Source organism: Ochrobactrum teleogrylli (genome assembly GCF_037482325.1).
GTDB classification, from domain to species: Bacteria; Pseudomonadota; Alphaproteobacteria; order Rhizobiales; family Rhizobiaceae; genus Brucella; species Brucella teleogrylli.
In genome coordinates, this window is record NZ_JBBHKQ010000001.1 from 3,607,923 (window position 1) to 3,629,109 (window position 21,187).

Below are 21,187 nucleotides of genomic sequence, written 5' to 3' on the forward strand. Positions count from 1 at the left end.
CCATGCCGGGCTGCAACCCGCAATTTCCTGCGCACCGGTGCTCGCGTACCCAAAAGTACGCTCCGCTCCGGTGCTCGAAAAACACTCGTTTCGTCACGGCCTGACGAATTTGCAACTGTCGCGTCAATATCAGTTCTTATGAAAGAGTCTCATTTGAGAGGCTCGCAATTCTGCCCGACCGCAAGGCCGGATCAAGCCCGGATCAAGACCATGAAAGGGAAACCAGCTTGGCCCAGACGTTATTTATCCCGCTAGAGAGTGACCCCAACGAGACACGCGTTGCGGCATCGGCGGAGACGGTGAAGAAATTCATCGCGCTCGGCTTCGATGTCGTTGTGGAAAAAGGCGCCGGTGAGAAATCGCGCATCCCCGATGCCGAGTTTACGGCAGCGGGCGCCCGCATCGGCACGGCGGCGGATGCCAAAACGGCAGACGTTGTCCTCAAAGTGCGCCGTCCTACGGATACGGAACTCAAAGGGTATAAATCGGGCGCGGCGCTTTTTGCCATGCTGGACCCTTATGGTCATGAAGACGCGGTGGCAGCACTTGCCAAGGCTGGCATTTCGGCTTTCACGATGGAATTCATGCCGCGCATCACCCGTGCGCAGGTGATGGACGTGCTATCGAGCCAAGCGAACCTTGCCGGTTACCAGGCGGTGATCGACGCGGCGGAAGTCTATGACCGCGCCATGCCGATGATGATGACGGCAGCGGGTACGGTTCCAGCCGCCAAGGTGTTCGTGATGGGGGCAGGCGTTGCGGGTCTTCAGGCCATCGCAACGGCACGACGTCTCGGTGCGGTCGTGACGGCAACCGACGTTCGCCCGGCCGCCAAGGAACAGGTCGCCTCGCTCGGCGCGAAATTCATCGCCGTCGAGGATGATGAGTTCAAGGCTGCCGAAACCTCTGGCGGTTATGCCAAGGAAATGTCGAAGGAATATCAGGCGAAGCAGGCCGCACTCGTCGCCGACCATATCGCCAAGCAGGATATCGTCATCACCACGGCGCTCATTCCGGGCCGTCCGGCCCCGCGTCTGGTGTCCAAGGAAATGGTTGCTTCCATGCGTCCGGGTTCCGTGCTGGTCGATCTCGCGGTCGAGCGCGGCGGCAATGTCGAAGGCGCTGTCGCCGGTCAGATCGCCGAGGTCAATGGCGTCCGGATTGTTGGTCATCTCAACGTTTCGGGCCGCATTGCCGCGAGTGCCTCGCAGCTTTATGCACGCAACCTGATCGCTTTCGTGGAAACGCTGGTCGACAAGGAAACCAAGCTTCTCAAGATCGATCCAGAAGAAGAACTGGTCAAGGCGACGCTTCTGACCCATCAGGGCAAGATCCTGCATCCGGCTTTCGCCAAGGCCGATGCCGCGCCTGCTGCTGTCGCTGAAAAACCGGCTGCAAAGCCGAAAGCCGCACCAAAGCCGAAGGTCGCCAAGGCAGAAGTCGTTGGCGATGCAGCGAAACCTGCTGCGCCGAAAGCGGCGAAAAAAGCGCCTGCAAAAGCACCGAAGGCTGCTGCAAAGTCTTCGTCTTCCCCCAAGTCTCCAGTTGATGGAGGAGAGGCATAATGGCCGAAACTAGTCTCGATAAAGCTCTTGAGAGCTTGAACCAGGCCGCGGATGCCGTCCGTCAGGCTGCGGAAAATGCCGGTGGTCTGGGCGATGCTGCGGCGGCTGCCGCGCATGCCGCATCGGGCGGCGCGATCGATCCGTTCGTGTTCCGCTTTGCGATCTTCATCCTGTCGATCTTCGTCGGCTATTACGTGGTCTGGTCGGTTACGCCTGCGCTGCATACGCCGCTGATGGCCGTGACCAATGCCATTTCCTCGGTGATCGTGGTGGGTGCGCTTCTGGCGGTTGGCCTTTCTCTTTCGGGCTGGGCAACCGGCTTCGGTTTCATTGCGCTCATTCTGGCGAGCGTCAACATTTTTGGCGGCTTTCTGGTCACCCAGCGCATGCTCGCCATGTACAAGAAAAAAGAAAAGTGAGGCTGAACCATTATGAGCGTTAATCTCGCAGCCTTCCTTTATCTCGTGTCCGGCGTGCTGTTCATTCTGGCGCTGCGCGGCCTGTCGCATCCGACGACCAGCCGTCAGGGCAATATGTACGGCATGATCGGTATGGCGATTTCCATCGTCACCACGCTTCTGCTAGCGCGTCCAAGCTTCGGCGGTCTGGCACTCATCGTCGTCGGCATCGCCATTGGCGGCGGTATCGGTGCGGTCATCGCGCGCCGTATCGCCATGACGGCCATGCCGCAGCTTGTTGCCGCGTTCCACTCGCTGATCGGTCTTGCCGCCGTTCTGGTGGCCGCTGCCGCACTTTACTCGCCGCATTCCTTCGGTATCGGCGAAGTGGGCCAGATCCATGGTCAGGCGCTGATCGAAATGTCGCTGGGCGTCGCCATTGGCGCGATCACCTTCACCGGCTCGATCATCGCCTTCCTCAAGCTTGACGGTCGCATGTCGGGCAAGCCGATCATGCTGCCGGCACGCCATGTCATCAACGCGGCTCTTGCCGCAGCCATCGTGCTGCTGGTTGTTGTGCTGGTGAATACCGAAAGCCATTTCGTGTTCTGGCTGATCGTGCTTCTGTCGCTGGTGTTCGGCGTGCTGATCATCGTGCCAATCGGTGGCGCGGATATGCCGGTCGTGGTCTCCATGCTCAATTCCTATTCGGGCTGGGCAGCGGCAGGCATTGGTTTCACGCTTGGCAACTTGGCGCTGATCATCACCGGCGCGCTGGTCGGCTCTTCGGGCGCGATCCTGTCCTACATCATGTGCAAGGGCATGAACCGTTCGTTCATCTCGGTCATTCTCGGCGGCTTTGGCGGCGATACGTCTGGCGGCTCGGCTGGCGAGGTTGAACAGCGTCCGGTCAAGCAGGGTTCTGCCGACGATGCGGCCTTCATCATGAAGAACGCTTCCAAGGTCATCATCGTGCCGGGCTATGGCATGGCGGTGGCGCAGGCCCAGCACGCGCTGCGTGAAATGGCTGACAAGCTCAAGGCGGAAGGCGTGGAAGTCAAATACGCCATCCATCCCGTGGCTGGTCGTATGCCGGGCCATATGAACGTGCTTCTGGCCGAGGCCAACGTGCCTTACGATGAAGTGTTCGAGCTGGAAGACATCAATTCGGAATTCGCGCAGGCCGATGTGGCTTTCGTGATTGGCGCCAATGACGTCACCAATCCGGCGGCGAAGACCGATCCGAAGTCACCGATCTTCGGCATGCCGATCCTTGATGTCGACAAGGCTGGCACGGTTCTGTTCATCAAGCGCGGCATGGGCTCCGGCTATGCGGGCGTGGAAAACGAACTCTTCTTCCGCGACAACACCATGATGCTCTTCGCCGATGCGAAGAAGATGGTGGAGAGTATTGTGAAGGCGTTGGATCATTAAGGGAAGGGAATAGGGGAGTAGGGGAATAGGGGAGTATGTTTGACTTGCAAATATACGGACCGTATTGCCTTACTCCCTTACTCCCTTACTCCCTTACTCCCTTACTCCCTTAACATCGCATCCTGCAAAGCGCGCAGTTCGGCGATCTTCGATCCGGGCTGCGGGGCAGCATTGGCGTAGGTGATGAGTTCGCCCTTCTTAATGGGCGCGATGACCGAGCCGTTCTGGAGCAGGCCGCAGGGAATGGCCTTTGCCGCACGTGCTTCCGGCGTCGTCATGATCCACGAGCGATAGCAATATTGACCAATGGCATCGAGATGGTCGCCGGGCCGCAAATCCTTCTTGGCAACCGCGCAGACTTCCGCCACCGGCTTCGGCAGCGGCACCATGTCGGTTTTGCCGTGCAGCACCACGCGCGCCACGGTCAGAGGCACTTCCAGCGAGGTGAGGTGGAAAGGGCGGTGGAAGGTGAAATACGGGCCTTTTCCCATTTTCAAATCTTCCAGACGCTCGACAAGGCGCGGATGCTCCATCTTGGCAATGACGAAGACGCCGGGCGACACGCCGCGCCCGATGGAATAATCGACCACACCTGATTTGTTGAGAACGCCGCCGTCTTCCTTCGGGATCAGGGTGCGATTCAACTCGTCGATTGCGGCCTTGGGGCCGTGCATGCCCGCAATGTCGGGCACAAGCCCGGTGGCGTTGGCGATGGCCGCCATTTCAACCATGGTCTTGGAACCGTCGACGAATTCGACCAGCAGGCGGACATTCATGTTCCGGCGGTCTGCTTCTTCCTGATAATCGTCGGGGATCGCATCGAAATTAAGCGGATTGTTCTTGCCCTTGCCAGCCGCGACAACCTTGTGCCCCATGGCGGAAACGAATTCGATCAGTTCCATGCAGGAAGAGGGTTCGTCGCCGGCGCCCAGCGAATAAATCACGCCCTGCTTGTCGGCCTCGGCCTTGAGATAGGGGCCGATGGTGACATCGGCCTCGACATTCATCATCACGAGATGCTTGCCGTTGCGAATGGCCTTGATGCCGGTTTCAGCGCCCACTTCCGGAATGCCGGTGGCGTCGATGACGACATCAATCAGCGGGTTGGAGAGGATCAGGTCATTGTCGCCGGTGACGGCAATCTTGCCGCTCTCAATGGCGCGGGTCATCGCGGCTTCGCTGTTGGCTTCCTGCGCATTGTCTTCATCGCCATAGGCGGTGCGCACGGCCTTGAATGTGTTGGGCAGCCTGCGGGCGGAAAGTGCGCCGACTTCGATGCCCTGCATCCGCGCCACCTGCGTGACGATATCGGTGCCCATTTCGCCAGCGCCAATCAGACCGATGCGGATCGGCTTGCCGGTTTCAGCCCGCGCTGCAAGATCGCGTGCCAGTCCAACCAGTGCCACATTTGTCGTCATGAAACTCTCCGCAAAATGTCAAAGCCACACAGGCGAGATAAATTTGTCACGCTTGTGTTGATATAGGTGCGTAATAGACGAACAGTCTCTATATCAACACCGACAGGCGCGCACCCCCAATCAGCGCGACAAAATATGCATCCCTTTATAGGGCCACTGGAGCCAAAATGAGCAGTGTATCCCCCTTTGATCTTGTGATCTTCGATTGCGACGGCGTTCTCGTCGATAGCGAAGTTCTGTCCTGCCTCGCTTTCGAGCGGGTCTATGCCAGCCACGGCATGGAGCTGCCGCAGGGCACGGTGGCCAAGGGCATCGGCATGAAACAGGCCGATATCATGAAGATGATCGAGGATATGACCGGCCATCGCCTGCCAGATGGCGTCGATGGCGAGTTCTGGCCAGCAACGCGCACACTTTTTGCGGAATCGCTGGAGCCGACCGTGGGTATCGCCAATTTCCTGCGCGAACTGCCGCAGAAGCGTTGCGTGGCATCGTCCTCGCACCCGGAGCGTATTGCGTTCAGTCTGGAGAAGACCGGCATCAGCCATTATTTCGGCGATGCGGTTTATTCGTCCAGCATGGTGAAGCGCGGCAAGCCTGCGCCCGATCTGTTCCTGTTCGCCGCCGACAAGATGGGCGTCGATCCGGCGCGCTGCGTGGTGATCGAGGATTCGCCCTTCGGTGTCGAAGGCGCGATTGCAGCGGGCATGACCGCCTTTGGTTATACAGGCGGCGCGCATACCTATGACGGCCATGCCGAGCGTCTGTCGTCCAAGGGTGCGCATCAGGTTTTCACGCATTGGGATGATATCGCCCGGGAAATTCTGGTTGCTGCCTGAAGTTTATAAGGTAAACAAAGGGCAAATCAGTTCAGCAGGAATAGCCAGCCAATGAAAGACGCAATCACGCTCGACCAGTTGCGCGAAGCAATCGGCACGGAAATCGGATGTTCCGAGTGGCGCGAAGTCACGCAGGAAATGATCAACCAGTTTGCGGATGCAACCGACGATCATCAGTTCATCCATGTCGATCCGGAACGCGCGGCCAAGGAAACGCCTTTTGGCGGCACCATTGCGCATGGCTTTCTGACGCTGTCGCTTTTGTCGACGCTGGCTTATGAAGCGCTGCCGATGCTGGAAGGCGCGACCATGGGCATCAATTACGGCTTCGACAAGCTGCGCTTCCAGTCGCCGGTCAAGACCGGCGCACGGGTGCGCGCGCGCTTCAATCTGGCCGATGCGGATATTCGCCCATCGGGCCGCGTCGTGAATTATTACGACGTGACGCTTGAGATCGAAAACTCGCTCAAGCCTGCGCTAACGGCCACCTGGCTGACGATAGCCGTCGTCGAGCCGCCAGAGGCTTAAGCAGCCGAAAGCTAAGCCGCTTCGCGATATTGCACCGGAAGCCGTCCTTCTTCATCAAGAGGGGCGGCTTTATCTTTATGCGTGGTCATCAGCTCGCGAAAGAAAAACGGGCCATGCAGGAACATGCCGAAATCGTAAAAATTCTTCTTCTCGGCGCCGCGCACATAGAGAAGGTGCATCAGGAAGAAGTTGCCCTTGGAGCGCTTGTAGCGGTTTTCGCTGTGCACATTCTTGAAGCGGATGCGATGAATGAGTGGCGGGTTTGCCGTCTTGATCTTCAGGGCGCTGGCCGGGTCTGAACCGTAGAAATGGATGATATCCGTCAGCACCTGAAATTCCGACCACAGGACCGGGCTATCTTGAAGCACGACGCGCACATCTTCACGCAGCTCCTTCGCTCGTGGATGCAGCGCGATCATCATCAGGCAGGAGCCGACGGCCAGAAGCGACACGGGTTGCCGTGTCAGAAGCTCGGGGCGGTGGCGTTGAACGGCGGCAAGCGCCTCGACAGCTGGCACGGTGCCGAGACTATGCGCGACGATGATGACCTCGTCGGCCTGACTTTCTTCGATCTTGCGCATCAGCGCGTCAGCGAAGGCCGTCCGACGCTGGTTCAGCTTCGCATTGCGGTCGTAAATGCGGTCATAGGCTGCCGACCAGTCGTCGAGCAGATAGGACATGAAGAACTTGTCGCCGGGCTTGCGCACCAGAAGCGTTGCAAGGAAGGCGGCGAGCGGGGCAGACCAGAGAAGATGCGGTACCGAAAAGCCAACCAGCACCGGCGCAGTGGCGATAAGGGCTGCAACGGCCAAAATGGCAAGCGACAGCAGGAAGGGCCACAGGAAGAACAGCACGAAGCGCCAGCTCGTTGTCAGGTAGCGCCAGAGCGTGCCCGTAAACAGGATGTTCATGAAGGCGAAGAAGCCGGTCAGCATTCTCTTCGGTGTCGAGCGCGCGGCATAATCATCGAAAATATCTGCGGTGCCGAACTGGCAGAACTCGGTCTTCGTACGCCAGCCATTGCCTTGTGTCACGGCCATTGTCGTGCCGCTATCGTTTGGTTCGTCCGTCATGGGCGGCAGCTTGGTCTTGGCGTTCCACAGCCGGTCGAAATCTTTCAACACTTGCGCGTGGCGCACACGGACGGCTTTGGGGTGCAGGCCTTCATAGCCTGTGAACTGGATAACGAGTCGCTTGCGGAGGGACATGAAACAAACAAATGGAATCAGAAAAGGGAAACGCCGCCGAAAGATCGGCAGCGCCGTACAATGTCTCCTTCTGGACGACTAATGAGGCCGAATTACGCGGGAAACAGCGGGTCCATTAGCGCATTCGGCCCGCGCGAACCATAGTGAATTGGTGTAAGGACGGTATTTCCTAACAGCGGTGGGCAAAGTTGCATGTTGAGGTGGACAGCCGGGGCTCTTTCTGGTATTAGCCAGCACCAATTTGCAGCGTTTCCGTTGCGAAGCTTGGGAGCCTTAGGGCGTTGCTCGGCCGGTCAGACCGGCTGAAATCGTTAAAAGACCCCCGAACGGCCTCAGGCTTAACCGAAATTCTAACCGATACGGGAATACACGTGCAGGTACTCGTCCGCGATAATAATGTTGATCAGGCTCTCCGCGCTCTCAAGAAAAAGATGCAGCGCGAAGGTATCTTCCGCGAAATGAAGATGCGCGGCCACTACGAAAAGCCATCTGAAAAGCGCGCTCGCGAAAAGGCAGAAGCCGTTCGTCGCGCTCGCAAGCTCGCTCGCAAGCGTGCGCAGCGTGAAGGCCTCGTTGGCGGCGCCCGCGGCGCTCGCTGATCGACCTCAAAACAGGCGCCGCTTTTGTGGCGCCTTTTTGTTTTCCGGTGTGGCTTAAGGCTGCGCCGGATTTTGTGCGTCTTGATTTCAAAGTTTTTGTTGCTGAAACAACTCGGTTTCATCCTTTTATTAAAGTTTAGCGTCGGCCCCAAAAAAGTTTCTAGACTTTGCCGGGCCAGTTATGTGTAAAAACATATAATTAAGATATTCAGCTTTCGGGCCGGGTATCGAAAGGCGAGACAGACTTTTTGCTGCCGCCTTTTCGCTGTCTTTATCTGACAGTTGAAGCGCTCATGCGCCGAAACCGGAGCCGGGGCGGGATGGAGAGAAACGGGACGTCAATGCCCGGTTCGATGGAACTAAAAGGAACACTGTCGTTGCCAACACGCTTCAAGGTGATGCAATCGTCCGGGACAAAGGTTTCGGGTTTCGAGACATTGGGTGGAAACCCCGCGGCTGGAATCGGTCGTCACGGTTTTTTGATTGCCGCCACGCTTTTGGCTCTGGCTGTGGCCGGTTGCCAAAGCTCGACCACAACGGCGCTGAGCACAGTTGATCGGGCACAGGGTTCGAGCGAGAATATCAGCTCGCTTACGAGTGTGATCCAGTCCAATCCGCGTGATCCCGAAGGCTACAATGTTCGCGGCTCCGCCTATGGCAAGGCCGGGCGCTACAAGGAAGCGATCCGCGATTTCGATCAGGCGATTGCGCTCAATCCGAATTTCTATCAGGCCTATTCCAACCGCGCGCTGGTCTATCGCTATATGGGCGATACCAACAAGGCTGCGCAGGATTACAGCAAGGCGATCCAGCTCAATGGACAATATGACGCCGCCTATATCGGTCGCGGCAATGTCTACCGTCAGGCGGGCCGTCTCGATCAGGCGCTGAGCGATTTCAATCAGGCCATCGCCTTGCAGACGACCGACGGTCGCGCCTATCACAATCGCGGCCTGATCTATCAGGCCAAGGGCCAGCACAAGCAGGCCATCGAGGATTTCTCCAAGGCGATTTCGCTCAACTCCACGGCCCCGGAGCCATATAATGGCCGCGGCCTTTCCTATGTGGCGCTGAACGACTTCGACAATGCTTTCGACGATTTCAACACCGCGATTACGCTGGATCAGGGCGTTGCGGAAAGCTGGGCCAATCAGGCGCTGGTTTATGAGCATCGCGGCGAGAAGGCGAAGGCTGCCAGCTCCTATGCAAAGGCTGTGCAGCTTGATCCGAAATACCAGCCGGCGAAGGACGGTTTGTCACGCACACGCGGATAATTCGCAAAAACATTTCCAAATGAAAGGCGGCGCGTCCCAAAATGGGGTGCGCCGCTTTTCTTTATACAAGCCCGCGATATATTACTGCCTATGTCGCTCTTCGATCACATAGGCTTCAAAGCCAGGGATATTCGCCGCAGCCTTTCATTCTATGAAAGCTGCATGCCCGAACTTGGGCTGGAAGTTATAGCGCGTTCGGGCAGCGGCTTCTTCGTTAGCGGCGGGGAGAGGGCGCCCGTGCCCTTCCTCTGGATACATGGCGCGGAAGCCGGTGCGGCTACGGACGCAGCCGACACGAAGCCGGGCGATCGTCTGCATCTCATGTTCACGGCTGGAAGTCGCGATGCGGTGGAGGCGTTTCATCGCGTGGCGTTGAACGCTGGTGGCAGCGACAGCGGCGGCCCCGCTTATCAGGGGCCGGAAGAGATGGGCTATTTTGCCGCTTTGGTCTTCGACCCCGACGGAAACACGCTGGAAGCGGGTTTCCGTGAGAGGAAGCGGTAGAAGTCAACGAATGTGAGCCCTTTATTAATTCTATCTTCGGTCAGAGCTTCTGATGGCAACAGAGTGCGATTGTTTTTTCTTGGCACGCGGGGGGGCAATATAAAAAAACTGTCAGTTGAAGCAGTCTGCATGCTCGACGGGAATATGAGAGTGTGTTTTCGGGTTCGGTCAAATTAACCCAGAATATTTTTAAACATTCGATTTATTTAAAATATATATAATAAAAAGGAAGGTATAATGACGAATATTGCAGGTTTCGCGTTGTCTCTCGTGGATTCATCGGGGCGAACTGAATGTCAGCCATTCTATCATGAAGGGCGTTATTATTCAGCTTTTGTCTACTGTTTTGTAAAGGGGTATGACGAAGACGGACGGGCAGCGATTGTAGATAAAAACAAATTAAAAGACAGTATAAGTTTGGTGAATTTTGCAACAGGAAGACCTTTCTCCGAAAGTGTTGAATGTTCTGTAGTTGATGTTTTCGAAGCTCCAGATTACGAATACAGTAATAAATTAATTGTAAGTTTCAAGTTGGAAAGTAAATGGCGTACTTCTATCACGGTTCCCATCGGGGTGAAGGTTTCGTATATTTATAACCGCGATTCCATATTATGGTATGGATCCTCTGGCGATCCATTGTACTTAAAGGCATAACCCAAAGAGCCGACCTGGTAAAGCAGGTCGGCTTTTGTTTGGCGTCAAGCCTTGGCTTCAGGCGCGCAGGTTGCGCTTGTCGAGGCGGCTGACCAGACGGTCGCCGATCCACTGGATGCCGCAGACCATGATGATCAGGATGATGACGACGGCGATCATGATCTGCGTTTCGAAACGCTGATAGCCGTAGCGGATGGCAAGATCGCCCAGACCTCCCGCGCCGATGGCGCCAGCCATGGCCGATGCGCCCACCAGCGTGATGATCGTCACGGTGAAACCCGCAATGATGCCGGGCAGGGCTTCCGGCACCAGCACTTCGCGCACGATTGTCCAGCGACTTGCGCCCATAGAGCGCGCAGCTTCGACCAGACCATTGTCCACCTCGCGCAGCGATACTTCCGCAATGCGCGCATAATAGGGGATGGCCGCAATCGACAGCGGCACGATGGAGGCCCATGTGCCGATAGACGTGCCGACGATGAAGCGGGTCACCGGGATAAGCGCCACCAGAAGAATGATGAACGGAACCGAGCGGAAGCCGTTGATGATCGCGCCCAGAAAGGTGTTGACCGTCAGGTTCTGGGCAAGGCCGCCGCGCTCGGTCAGGATCATGATGAGGGCAAGCGGCAGACCGACGACGAGCGAAATCAGGCTCGAAAAGCCGGTCATGATGATGGTCTCCCAGAAGGAGCGCCATAGAAGATCAAGCATTGCCTGAGACATAGCCGAGTACCTCCGTGGCGTCTGCATGGGTGTTGAGATAGCCGATAGCGGCTTCGAATTTCGCTTTGTCCTGAGCGGGCAGGCTGATGAAGAGCGTGCCGACGGGCTCACCCTGGATCGTATCCATGCCGCCATGGATCAGCTGCGGCACAAGGCCGGTGGCCGCTGCCACATCGTTGAAGAAAGCGCCGCGCGCAGCTTCGCCTGAAAGCTTGACGCGAAGGATGGCCCGATCTCCCGCCTTGTCGGTTAGGCGTGCGCGCCACGAGGCAGGCAGTTCAGGCGTCAGCACCTGCAACATGCTCTGCGTGACGGGCGACTGCGGATTGGCGAAAACTTTCCAGACCGGACCCTCTTCGGCAATGGCGCCGTGATCGAGCACGATGACGCGGTCGGCGATGCGGCGGATGACCTCCATCTCGTGGGTGATGAGCAGGATGGTCAGGCCAAGTTTGGTATTGATGTCCTTCAGCAGCGCCAGAATGGACTGGGTGGTTTCGGGGTCGAGCGCCGAGGTCGCTTCATCGGAGAGCAGAACGGCAGGCTCTGCGGCAAGCGCGCGCGCAATGCCGACGCGCTGCTTCTGGCCGCCGGAAAGCTGCGCCGGATAATGGTTCGCTTTGTCGGAGAGGCCGACGAGCTCGAGCAGTTCGGCGACGCGGCGGGCGCGCTCGGCTTTGGGCCTGCCTGCGATCTTCAGCGGCAATGCAATGTTTTGGGCAACAGTCTTGGCCGAGAGCAAGTTGAAATGCTGGAACACCATGCCGATGCGACGGCGCAGCGGGCGCAGTTCGGTTTCGCCGAGGCCGGTGATTTCGTGGCCCTCGATGCGGATCGAACCGGAGTCGGGCTTTTCGAGCCCGTTGACGCAGCGGATCAGCGTGGACTTGCCCGCGCCGCTGCGACCGATAATGCCAAGGATTTCGCCGCGCGCGACGGAGAGCGACACGCCATTGATGGCTGCCGTGTTACCGAACATTCGGCGCACGTCTTTCATATCGACGATGGGCGCGGATGCGGTGGATGGCGGTTCAATGGTCACGGCGGGGGTCACGGGGATCACGTTCGTTTCTTCTATAGTTTGATGCGCTGCTGCGAACAGCGGCAAACTGCAATCGGATAAGGCGTCAATGACGGATGATGCCTGTTCAGGCTAAGGCCTGTTCTGGCCAAGCTTGGCCTCTTGCCGATGCTTTTGGGCAATTTTTTTCCATACGTCAATAAAAGCCGCGCCGGAAACATGTTCCGGCGCGGTGTATTGAAAATGAAAAGCTTAGTTCCAGGCCGGGATGCCGGTGCCCTTATAGGCGCGGTCGAGTTCGGCCTTCACAGCGTCGTTCTGGAACGAAGCGACCAGGTTCTTCACCCATTCGGCGTTTTCGTCTTCAGTGCGGACCGCGATGAAGTTGTTGTAAGGATTGTTTTCCTTCGACTCCCAGCCGATGGCTTCTTCCTTCTTCAGATCCGCCTTGGCAGCCCAGTCATTGTTGACGATGGCAGCGTCGAGATCGTCGATGGAACGACCGACCACACCGGCGTCGAGTTCCTTGATCTCAAGCTTCTTCGGGTTTTCGACAATGTCGATCGGGGTGGCCAGAATGCCTGCATCCGGCTTCAGCTTGATCAGGCCCTTTTCTTCGAGAACGCGAAGCGCACGGCCTTCGTTCGACGGATCGTTCGGCACGCCGACGACGGCGCCTTCCTTCAGTTCGTCGAGGCTCTTGTGCTTGCGCGAATAGATGCCGATTGGCCAGACGGCGGTGTAGCCAGCAACGCTGATCTTGTAGCCGTGCTGCTTGATCTGCTCATCGAGATAAGGCTTGTGCTGGAAGGCGTTGGCGTCGATTTCCTTGCGCTCCAGAGCTTCATTCGGCTGGTTATAGTCGTTGAAGGTCACGCGCTCAATATTGAGGCCGTGCTTCTTGCCTTCTTCGGCAACGACTTTCCAGACGTCTTCGTCTTCGCCGCCCATGATGCCGACCTTGATTGTCTTGTCTTCTGCATGGCTCGGAGCCGAGGCAAAGCCTACGGTCAGCGCGGCTGCGGTGAAAAGAAGGGCTTTCAGACCGGCGCGGCGGCTGAAGGCATAACGGGAAAGGGCTGACGACATCTTTGTTTTCCTTAGCTGAACATTTTGGAAAGCCGGTCCCGGATTGCGATCATTAGATGATCATTCTCCCCAGCCCTCCCTGATGCCGATAATTCCTGTTTGCATGGAATTAAACAAGGAAAATTTTTTCTGAAAATCGTGCGGCTGCAAATCTGAAATTGCGTTCACAGGCGAGTGAGCGGATTGCCATTTTCGCTCATTGTTCTCTCAGGAATCTGGTTCTAGAGCGGTTCCGTCAAAGCTGAATCGCTGGAACCGCTCTCGTTATTCGCTTGGGCATTGTCCAGGCGCAAAAACCGCTTCGCACTTTTTGCTGGAAATGCCTATCGATTATCCGCGATAATCATCTGCGCGGCCTTCTCGGCGATCATCAGCGTCGGCGAATTGGTATTGCCGGAGGTGATGGTCGGCATGATGGACGCATCGGCAATGCGGAGACCCGCAATGCCATTGACCCGCAGGCGCGGATCGACGATCGCTTCCGCGTCCTGTCCCATGCGGCAGGTGCCGACGGGGTGGAAAATGGTGGTGCCGATGTCTCCTGCGGCCTTTTCCAGCTGTTCTTGCGTTTCGTAAGCAGGGCCGGGCTTGAACTCCTCCGGGCGATATTGCTGCAAGGGTGCCTGCGCTACGATATGGCGGGTGAGGCGGATTGCATCGGCGGCGACGCGACGGTCGCTTTCCGCCGCCAGATAGTTCGGCCGGATGGCGGGTTGCGCACGGTGATCCGGTGACTTGACGTGGATCGAGCCGCGACTGTCGGGGCGCAGATTGCACACGCTGGCCGTGAAGGCGGGGAAGGGGTGAACGTTTTCGCCGAATTTTTCGAGGCTGAGTGGCTGCACATGATATTGCAGATTGGCGGTTTCATAAGACGGGTCCGACCGGGTGAACACGCCAAGCTGACTCGGCGCCATCGACATGGGGCCGGACTGGCGCAGCAGATATTCCAGCCCGATCATCGCCTTGCCAGAAAGCTTGTTGGCCTTTTCATTGAGGGTCGGAATGCCCGTGACCTTATAGGCGCAGCGCAATTGCAGGTGATCCTGCAGGTTTTCGCCGACCTGTTTGCGCTCCAGCGCAACCGGAATGCCTGCCTGTTGCAGCACGTCACCGCGTCCGACGCCCGACAGTTCCAGCACATGCGGCGAACCGACGGCACCGGCGGCCAGTATCACTTCGCGCCTTGCCTTGACGGTACGGGTCGCGCCGTTCTGGTCGAAGGTCACGCCATTGGCGCGCATTTCCGCAATCTCGATGCGGCGCACATGCGCGCCGGTTTCGACGCGCAGGTTTTTGCGGTTCAGTGCCGGGCGCAGAAAGGCCTTGGCGGAATTCCAGCGAATGCCGCGCTTCTGGTTGACCTTGAAATAGGACACGCCTTCATTGTCACCGCGATTGAAGTCGTCGGTGGCGGGAATGCCCGCCGCAACGGCGGCATCGCGAAAAGCGTCGAGAATATCCCAATGCAGGCGGGCATTTTCGACGCGCCATTCGCCGCCCGCGCCGTGCAACGCGCTGGCACCGGCGTAATAGTCTTCGGACTTCTTGAACAGGGGCAGCACGTCGTCCCAGCCCCAGCCTTCACAGCCCGCCTGCCGCCACAGATCGTAGTCACGCGCCTGACCGCGCATATAGATCATGCCGTTGATCGAGGAGCAGCCGCCGAGCACCTTGCCGCGCGGATAGCCGAGCGCGCGACCGTTCAGGCCGGGTTCGGCTTCCGTGGTGAAGCACCAGTCGGTGCGCGGATTGCCGATACAATAGAGATAGCCGACCGGGATATGAATCCACGCATAATTGTCCTTGCCGCCCGCTTCGAGCAGCAGGACGGAACGGTCCGGGTTCTCGGATAGTCGGTTCGCCAGCGCACAGCCTGCCGTGCCCGCGCCAACCACGATGTAATCGTAGGTGTCGGTCATGATTGTATATCCAGTAAAATGTGGAGCCGCGATCAGCGGATACAGCGACTCATTGAGTAGTGTTTACCCGAACAGTTTCTTTCCCAAACGCGAGGCATAGAACTCTCCGACGATACCTTTACGGAAGAGGATGACGCATGCCATGAAGATGATGCCGGTGACGATTGTGACGGGGAAGTCGGACGTTGCGAGATAGTTCTGCAAGGCGACGACGAAGGCCGCGCCGACGATGGGCCCGATCAGCGTGCCGATCCCGCCAAGCAGTGTCATCAAGATGACTTCGCCCGACATCTGCCAGCCGACATCGGTCAGCGTTGCAAACTGGAAGACGAGCGCCTTCAGACCGCCTGCAAGGCCCGCAAGAGCAGCCGACATCACGAAAGCGGCCAGCTTGTAGCGATTGACGGAGTAGCCGAGCGATATGGCGCGGTTTTCATTCTCGCGCACCGATTTCAGGATCATGCCGAAGGGCGAGTTGATGATGCGCCAGATGGCAAACACGCCGAGCACGAACAGCGCCAGCACAAAGTAATACATGTTCATCGGATTGTTGAGATCGATGAAGCCAAACAGATATCCGCGCGGCACGCCCTGCAAGCCGTCTTCGCCATGGGTGAAGGCAGCCTGCAGGCAGAAGAAGAAGAACATCTGCGACAGCGCCAGTGTGATCATGGTGGAATAGATGCCCTGACGGCGGATGGCGAGATAGCCGATCACCAGACCGAGTGCGGCGGCGGCAAGAACGCCGAGGATCAGGCCCACTTCCGGCGTCACGCCCCATTCCTTCACCGTATGCGCGGTGATATAGGCCGCACCGCCGAAGAAGGCTGCATGGCCGAAGGAGAGAATGCCGGTAAACCCAAGCAGCAGGTTGAACGCCGAGGCAAACAGCGCAAAGCACAGCATCTTCATCAGGAAGATCGGGTAGACCACGAAGGGTGCTGCGGCCAGCGCGATGATGGCGATGATGAGGATGATGGCCGACAGGCTGTTGATCGCCGGTTTGCGGGTCGGGGTGGCGCTATGGCTTGCAGCCGTTGCTTTAAGAGCGGTATCAGCCATATCAGGCCTCCTTCCCGAACAGCCCGGCGGGTCGCACCAGAAGGACGATAGCCATGATGACGAAGATGACGATGCTGGAGGCTTCCGGGTAGAAGACCTTGGTGAGCCCTTCGGCCAGTCCCAGCACATAGCCGGTGATGATGGCGCCGAGGATCGATCCCATGCCGCCGACAACCACCACGGCAAAGACCACGATGATGATGTTCGAACCCATCAGCGGGCTGACCTGATAGATCGGGGCGGCCATGATGCCGGCAACGCCCGCAAGGCCAGCACCCAGCGCATAAGTGAAGGTGAGAAGCAGCGGCACATTGATGCCGAAAGCTTTTACCAGTGTCGGGTTTTCGGTGGCGGCGCGCAGATAAGCACCAAGCTTGGTCTTTTCGATCAGAAGCCAGGTGCCAAGGCAGATGATCAGCGAAGCCACGACCACCCAGGCGCGATAATTCGGCAGGAACATGAAGCCGAGATTGTTGCCGCCTGCAAGCGACGGTGGCACCGCATAGGGCTGTCCGGCAGCACCATAATAATAGCGGAACGTGCCTTCGATCACGAGCGCCAGGCCGAAGGTGAAGAGCAGGCCGTAAAGCGGATCGAGATTATAAAGCCGTGACAGCGCCACGCGCTCGACAATCGCGCCGCCGAGACCGACGATGATCGGAGCCAGAATAAGCGCTGGCCAATAGCCGATGCCAAGCCAGCTCAACAGCAGATAGCCGACAAAAGCGCCCAGCATATATTGCGCGCCATGCGCAAAATTGATGATGCGCAACAGCCCGAAGATGATGGCAAGGCCAAGGCTCAGCATGGCATAGAACGAGCCGTTGATGAGACCGACCAGCAACTGGCCGAGAAGCGCTTGCAGGGGGATTCCAAAAATCATTGTCATGTCAGACTCCCAGCGCTTCGTTCAGGGCCGCCATGCGGTCAGGCAGTTCGGCGGTTGGGAAGTTCTCCGTCACCACGCCATGATCCATCAGATAGAAGCGGTCTGCGACCTTGGCGGCAAAGCGGAAGTTCTGCTCGACCAGAAGGATGGTCATGCCGCGCTTCTTCAGTTCCACCAGCACATCGCCGATGCGCTGCACGATGACAGGCGCCAGACCTTCGGTCGGCTCGTCCAGCAGCAGCACCTTGACACCGGTGCGCAGGATGCGCGCGATGGCCAGCATCTGCTGTTCGCCGCCCGACAGCTTGGTGCCGGGGCTATTGCGCCGTTCATGCAGGTTCGGGAACAGCGCGTAAATCTCGTCCAGAGACATCAGGCTCTGCCCACCCCCCTGACCAACTTTGACGACGACCGGCGGCAGCAGCAGGTTTTCGTGCACGCTGAGCGTGGCGAAGATGCCGCGCTCTTCCGGCACGAAGCCAAGACCCGCATGGGCGATGCGATGCAAAGGCACGCGCATGATGTCTTTGCCCTCCAGCGTGATCGTGCCGGTGCGCTTGCGGATGATGCCCATGATGGCGCGCAAGGTTGTCGTCTTGCCGACGCCGTTGCGGCCCAGAAGCGTGATGGTTTCGCCCGGCCAGATGTCGAGATCGACGCCATGCAGGGCATGGCTTTCGCCATACCAGGCATTCAGTCCGCGCACGGACAGGAGCGGTTGGCCTTTATTCATGTTCGGTTCCCATATAGGCGGTGCGCACGCGCTCGTCCTTCGAGACATCGGCATAGCTGCCGGAGGCGAGGATCTCGCCGCGTTGCAGCACCGTGACATGGTGGGCGATATCGGCCACCACCTTGAGATTGTGTTCCACCATCAAAACGGCGCGGTCCTTCGCGACATCGGCAATGAGGGCGGCAATGGTGTGAACGTCTTCATGGCCCATGCCGGCCATCGGCTCATCCAGCAGCAGCACTTTCGGATCAAGCGCCAGCGTGGTGGCGATTTCGAGCGCCCGCTTGCGGCCATAGGACAGATCGGCAGCCAGTGCATGACGGGCATCGGCAAGGCCGACGCGCTCCAGAAGCTCGACGGCTCTCGCATCCAGCCGGTCCAGCGCGGAAAGCGAACGCCAGAATTGCGTGGCAAGACCGTTCGGGCGTTGCAGCGCCACCTTGACGTTTTCCAGCACGGTGAGATGCGGGAAGGTGGCCGAAATCTGAAACGAACGCACCAGTCCCATCCGCGCCACTTTGGCCGGGTCGGTTTTGGTGATGGTTTCGCCCAGAAGCGTGATCTCGCCGCTTGTCGGCTGCAGAAACTTGGTCAGAAGATTGAACACCGTCGTCTTGCCAGCCCCGTTCGGGCCGATCAGCGCATGAACGCGGGCATGTTCCACATCAAGATCGACATTCTTCACCGCATAAAAGCCGCCAAACGACTTGCCCAAGCCGCGCGCCGACAAAACAGGACGCGCAGCGGCCTGCGATAGAGAAGTCGAGGTCGCCGGCCCTGCTTCACGCAGAGCCGTCACATTGCCAGTCGAAGCTGTCATCCAAAAAGCCTCTTTACTGCGTCACAAGCGGGCAGCCGCTTTCCGAAGGCTTCATGTAAGCCTGATCGCCGGGGATGGTTGCCAGCACCTTATAATAATCCCAAGGCGCCTTGCTTTCATCCGGCTTCTTCACTTCCATCAGATACATGTCATAGATCATGCGTCCATTGGCGCCGACCTTGCCGTGACGGGCAAAGACGTCTTCAACCGGCATTTCATGCAGCTTCTTGGCGACGGCTTCGGTTTCATCCGTGCCTGCTTCCTTGATCGCCTTCAGATATTGTGTGACGGCAGAGTAGGTGCCCGCCTGGATCATATTCGGCATACGGCCGGTGCGGTCGAAGAAGCGCTTGCCGAAGGCGCGCGATTCATCGTCGCGATCCCAGTAGAAGCCTTCGGTGAGCGTCAGGCCCTGTGCGGCTTCGAGGCCGAGACCGTGCACTTCCGACAGGGTGAAGAGCAGGGCGGCGAGGCGCTGGCCGCCGGCCACGATGCCGAATTCTGCGGCTTGCTTGATGGTGTTCGACGTGTCGAGACCCGCATTGGCAAGGCCGACAACCTTGGCGCCTGAAGCCTGGGCCTGCAGCAGGAAGGAGGAATAATCCGTGTTGGACAGCGGATGGCGGACGGAACCGAGCACCTTGCCGCCCTTCGATTCCACGAATTTCGTGGTCTGCTCTTCCAGCGAATAGCCGAAGGCGTAATCGGCGGTTAGGAAGAACCAGGTATCGCCGCCCTGCTGCACGAGCGAACCGCCGGTGCCAACCGCAAGCGCGTGGGTGTCATAGGCCCAATGGAAGCCATAAGGCGTGCACTGCTTGCCGGTCAGTTCCGACGTGGCGGCACCTGTATTGATGGTGATCTTCTTCTTGTCCTTGGACAAGGCCTGTACGGCGAGGCCGACGGACGAGGTCGTCAGTTCCATGATGGAATCGACCTGTTCGGTGTCGTACCACTGGCGCGCGATGTTCGATGCGACGTCCGGTTTGTTCTGATGGTCGGCGGTGATGATTTCAATCGGCGCATCCAGCACCTTGCCGCCGAAATCCTCGGCGGCCATCTTCGCCGCTTCATAAGACCATTTGCCACCGAAATCGGCATAGACGCCCGACTGGTCGTTCAAGATGCCGATCTTGACTTTACCATCGGAAATTTCCGCAGCCGACGCGATGGCGGTTGCAGCCAGCAGTGCTGCCGTTGCGAGTGCAAGACGCTTCATAAAATACTCCTCCCAATAATTCCCTTGACCCCTCGATAAAATCGAACGGTATCCTCCAGAGAAGCGGCCTTTTCCAGGCAGGATGACCGACCTCCTCAGATCGATCATCTTTGTGCTTCCGCCCGATATGTTCCTCCATTCGGGTTTTCGATTGGAACGGTAGCATTGACAAATGCGTACAAGAACAACAATTTTTGAACAGCGTCTGTTCATAAATGTACAGATGCCCTAGGGAAAATGCGGGCAGACTATAGGGAGCAGTATGTGCGGCAGTTTACATGGGACGATCTGCAATATTTTCTGGCTGTTGCGCGCACGGGGCAGCTCTCCACCGCAGCGCGGCAACTGCGCACCAGCCACGTGACGGTGCTGCGCCGTATCGACCGGCTGGAACAGGCGCTGGCCACCAAATTATTCGAGCGCAACCCGCGTGGTTATCTGCTGACGCCGATGGGCGAACGTCTGGTCGAGCCTGCGGAAATCATGGAACGCGAGGCCATGAAGTTCCAGACCGAAGCCACCGGCAATCTCGCGGCGCTGTCGGGCGTTGTGCGTCTTTCGACGCTTGAGGGTTTCGGCAATTTCTTTCTGGCCGACCGCCTGCCGGTGCTGGCGCAATCCTATCCGAGCCTGTTCGTGGAAGTGGTGACGATCCAGCAGATCATGTCGCTTTCGCGCCGCGAGGCGGAACTGTCGATTACGCTGCATATGCCGCGCAACGGGCCTTATCACAGCGAGAAGCTCACATCCTACCGGTTGTTCATCTATGGCCATCGCGACTATCTGGCCCGGCATCCGCCGATCCGCAGCAGGGACGATTTGGCGCGCCATCCCTTCATCGGCTATATCGAGGACATGGTGTTCACGCCCGGCCTTGATTACATGCGCGAGATCCTGCCGGGCCAGCGCTGCACGTATCAAAGCTCCAGCATTCACGCGCAGCTTGTCGCCACGCAGACCGGCTATGGCCTGTGCGTTCTGCCGTTTTTCATAGCCAGCAAGCATCCCGAACTGGTGCCTGTTCTGCCGCACGAAATGCATCTGGAACGCGAATACTGGATGAGCTGCCACGTCGATGTCATGGCAGCGCCGCGTATCCGGGTCATCAGCGATTTCATGGTTCGCGCCGTGCGGGATTTCTCAGGTGATTTTCTCGGCGAAAGTCTTTTGCCTGCGGTCAGAGATTGACGCCCGTAAAGGCGATAAAACACGCCACGGCGAGCGCGATGCAACCAAACAAAATAATGGATAGACTGAGCGCGTTCATGGTCCCCCTCCACTTTACGCA

21 protein-coding genes are annotated in these 21,187 nt (G+C 58.2%); 10 read left to right on the top strand and 11 right to left on the bottom strand.

The window, feature by feature from the left end; all coding sequences use genetic code 11:
- Positions 1-227: 227 nt before the first annotated feature.
- The 3 genes from WIX40_RS16905 to WIX40_RS16915 are packed head-to-tail and all read left to right on the top strand — an operon-like array spanning position 228 to position 3,397.
- Positions 228-1,565: a Re/Si-specific NAD(P)(+) transhydrogenase subunit alpha gene (locus tag WIX40_RS16905; RefSeq protein WP_339440770.1), complete on the top strand. Its 1,338-nt coding sequence runs from the start codon at positions 228-230 to the stop codon at positions 1,563-1,565.
- Complete coding sequence (locus tag WIX40_RS16910) at positions 1,565-1,984, top strand: proton-translocating transhydrogenase family protein (RefSeq protein WP_021587083.1); 420 nt, start codon at positions 1,565-1,567, stop codon at positions 1,982-1,984. Before WIX40_RS16905 ends, WIX40_RS16910 begins: the two co-directional genes overlap by 1 nt.
- A gap of 12 nt (positions 1,985-1,996) precedes the next feature.
- On the top strand, positions 1,997-3,397 hold the full coding sequence (locus WIX40_RS16915; RefSeq protein WP_339440772.1) for an NAD(P)(+) transhydrogenase (Re/Si-specific) subunit beta: 1,401 nt from the start codon (positions 1,997-1,999) through the stop codon (positions 3,395-3,397).
- Between the two features lie 101 nt (positions 3,398-3,498).
- Here the strand turns inward: WIX40_RS16915 and WIX40_RS16920 are convergent, their stop codons facing one another.
- On the bottom strand, positions 3,499-4,815 hold the full coding sequence (locus WIX40_RS16920) for a 1-deoxy-D-ribulose 5-phosphate reductoisomerase (RefSeq protein WP_339440773.1): 1,317 nt from the start codon (positions 4,813-4,815) through the stop codon (positions 3,499-3,501).
- Between the two features lie 167 nt (positions 4,816-4,982).
- Between WIX40_RS16920 and WIX40_RS16925 the strand changes: the two genes are divergently transcribed.
- Together WIX40_RS16925 and WIX40_RS16930 are read left to right on the top strand one after the other, a co-directional pair.
- Positions 4,983-5,654, top strand: a complete 672-nt coding sequence (locus WIX40_RS16925) for an HAD family hydrolase (protein ID WP_109369615.1) — start codon at positions 4,983-4,985, stop codon at positions 5,652-5,654.
- 51 nt (positions 5,655-5,705) lie between these two features.
- The gene (locus tag WIX40_RS16930; protein ID WP_339440774.1) at positions 5,706-6,182 is read left to right on the top strand and encodes a MaoC family dehydratase; all 477 of its coding nucleotides are present in this window, start codon (positions 5,706-5,708) and stop codon (positions 6,180-6,182) included.
- Between the two features lie 11 nt (positions 6,183-6,193).
- On the opposite strand, the gene WIX40_RS16935 is transcribed toward WIX40_RS16930, so the two are convergent.
- Entirely contained in the window at positions 6,194-7,390 is a 1,197-nt protein-coding gene (locus WIX40_RS16935) for an alpha/beta hydrolase (RefSeq protein WP_339440776.1), read from the bottom strand.
- 371 nt (positions 7,391-7,761) lie between these two features.
- Here WIX40_RS16935 and rpsU point away from each other — a divergent pair, with 371 nt between their 5' ends.
- The 4 genes from rpsU to WIX40_RS16955 all read left to right on the top strand — a co-directional run bounded on the left by rpsU (position 7,762) and on the right by WIX40_RS16955 (position 10,421).
- A complete protein-coding gene (gene rpsU, locus WIX40_RS16940; protein WP_078341232.1) occupies positions 7,762-7,989 on the top strand; it encodes a 30S ribosomal protein S21 in 228 nt (75 codons plus the stop codon).
- A gap of 353 nt (positions 7,990-8,342) precedes the next feature.
- Positions 8,343-9,263, top strand: coding sequence for a tetratricopeptide repeat protein (locus WIX40_RS16945; RefSeq protein WP_109370288.1), 921 nt, complete (start codon positions 8,343-8,345; stop codon positions 9,261-9,263).
- 90 nt (positions 9,264-9,353) lie between these two features.
- Positions 9,354-9,767, top strand: a complete 414-nt coding sequence (locus tag WIX40_RS16950) for a VOC family protein (RefSeq protein ID WP_339440778.1) — start codon at positions 9,354-9,356, stop codon at positions 9,765-9,767.
- Between the two features lie 237 nt (positions 9,768-10,004).
- Positions 10,005-10,421 (top strand): hypothetical protein, encoded by a 417-nt coding sequence (locus WIX40_RS16955; RefSeq protein ID WP_171319582.1) that lies wholly within the window; start codon positions 10,005-10,007, stop codon positions 10,419-10,421.
- 57 nt (positions 10,422-10,478) lie between these two features.
- Here WIX40_RS16955 and WIX40_RS16960 read toward each other — a convergent pair whose 3' ends face one another.
- The 9 genes from WIX40_RS16960 to WIX40_RS17000 all read right to left on the bottom strand — a co-directional run bounded on the left by WIX40_RS16960 (position 10,479) and on the right by WIX40_RS17000 (position 19,899).
- Complete coding sequence (locus WIX40_RS16960) at positions 10,479-11,144, bottom strand: methionine ABC transporter permease (protein ID WP_339440780.1); 666 nt, start codon at positions 11,142-11,144, stop codon at positions 10,479-10,481.
- Positions 11,125-12,186, bottom strand: coding sequence for a methionine ABC transporter ATP-binding protein (locus tag WIX40_RS16965; protein ID WP_339441073.1), 1,062 nt, complete (start codon positions 12,184-12,186; stop codon positions 11,125-11,127). Before WIX40_RS16965 ends, WIX40_RS16960 begins: the two co-directional genes overlap by 20 nt.
- 231 nt (positions 12,187-12,417) lie before the next feature.
- Positions 12,418-13,254: a MetQ/NlpA family ABC transporter substrate-binding protein gene (locus tag WIX40_RS16970; RefSeq protein ID WP_140026338.1), complete on the bottom strand. Its 837-nt coding sequence runs from the start codon at positions 13,252-13,254 to the stop codon at positions 12,418-12,420.
- A gap of 323 nt (positions 13,255-13,577) precedes the next feature.
- Positions 13,578-15,176, bottom strand: a complete 1,599-nt coding sequence (locus WIX40_RS16975; RefSeq protein WP_339440782.1) for a GMC family oxidoreductase — start codon at positions 15,174-15,176, stop codon at positions 13,578-13,580.
- Positions 15,177-15,239: 63 nt separating this feature from the next.
- Positions 15,240-16,238 carry a branched-chain amino acid ABC transporter permease gene (locus tag WIX40_RS16980; RefSeq protein WP_339440783.1) on the bottom strand — a complete coding sequence of 333 codons (999 nt, stop codon included), beginning with the start codon at positions 16,236-16,238 and terminating at the stop codon, positions 15,240-15,242.
- Between the two features lies 1 nt (position 16,239).
- Positions 16,240-17,127 (bottom strand): branched-chain amino acid ABC transporter permease, encoded by an 888-nt coding sequence (locus WIX40_RS16985; RefSeq protein WP_094513372.1) that lies wholly within the window; start codon positions 17,125-17,127, stop codon positions 16,240-16,242.
- Between the two features lies 1 nt (position 17,128).
- Complete coding sequence (locus WIX40_RS16990; protein ID WP_339440787.1) at positions 17,129-17,860, bottom strand: ABC transporter ATP-binding protein; 732 nt, start codon at positions 17,858-17,860, stop codon at positions 17,129-17,131.
- The gene (locus WIX40_RS16995) at positions 17,853-18,680 is read right to left on the bottom strand and encodes an ABC transporter ATP-binding protein (RefSeq protein ID WP_109365924.1); all 828 of its coding nucleotides are present in this window, start codon (positions 18,678-18,680) and stop codon (positions 17,853-17,855) included. The genes WIX40_RS16990 and WIX40_RS16995 overlap by 8 nt, the downstream gene beginning before the upstream one ends.
- A gap of 13 nt (positions 18,681-18,693) precedes the next feature.
- Positions 18,694-19,899 carry an ABC transporter substrate-binding protein gene (locus tag WIX40_RS17000; RefSeq protein ID WP_109369604.1) on the bottom strand — a complete coding sequence of 402 codons (1,206 nt, stop codon included), beginning with the start codon at positions 19,897-19,899 and terminating at the stop codon, positions 18,694-18,696.
- Positions 19,900-20,163: 264 nt separating this feature from the next.
- Here WIX40_RS17000 and WIX40_RS17005 point away from each other — a divergent pair, with 264 nt between their 5' ends.
- Positions 20,164-21,087, top strand: a complete 924-nt coding sequence (locus tag WIX40_RS17005; protein ID WP_121536616.1) for a LysR family transcriptional regulator — start codon at positions 20,164-20,166, stop codon at positions 21,085-21,087.
- Positions 21,088-21,187: the final 100 nt, after the last annotated feature.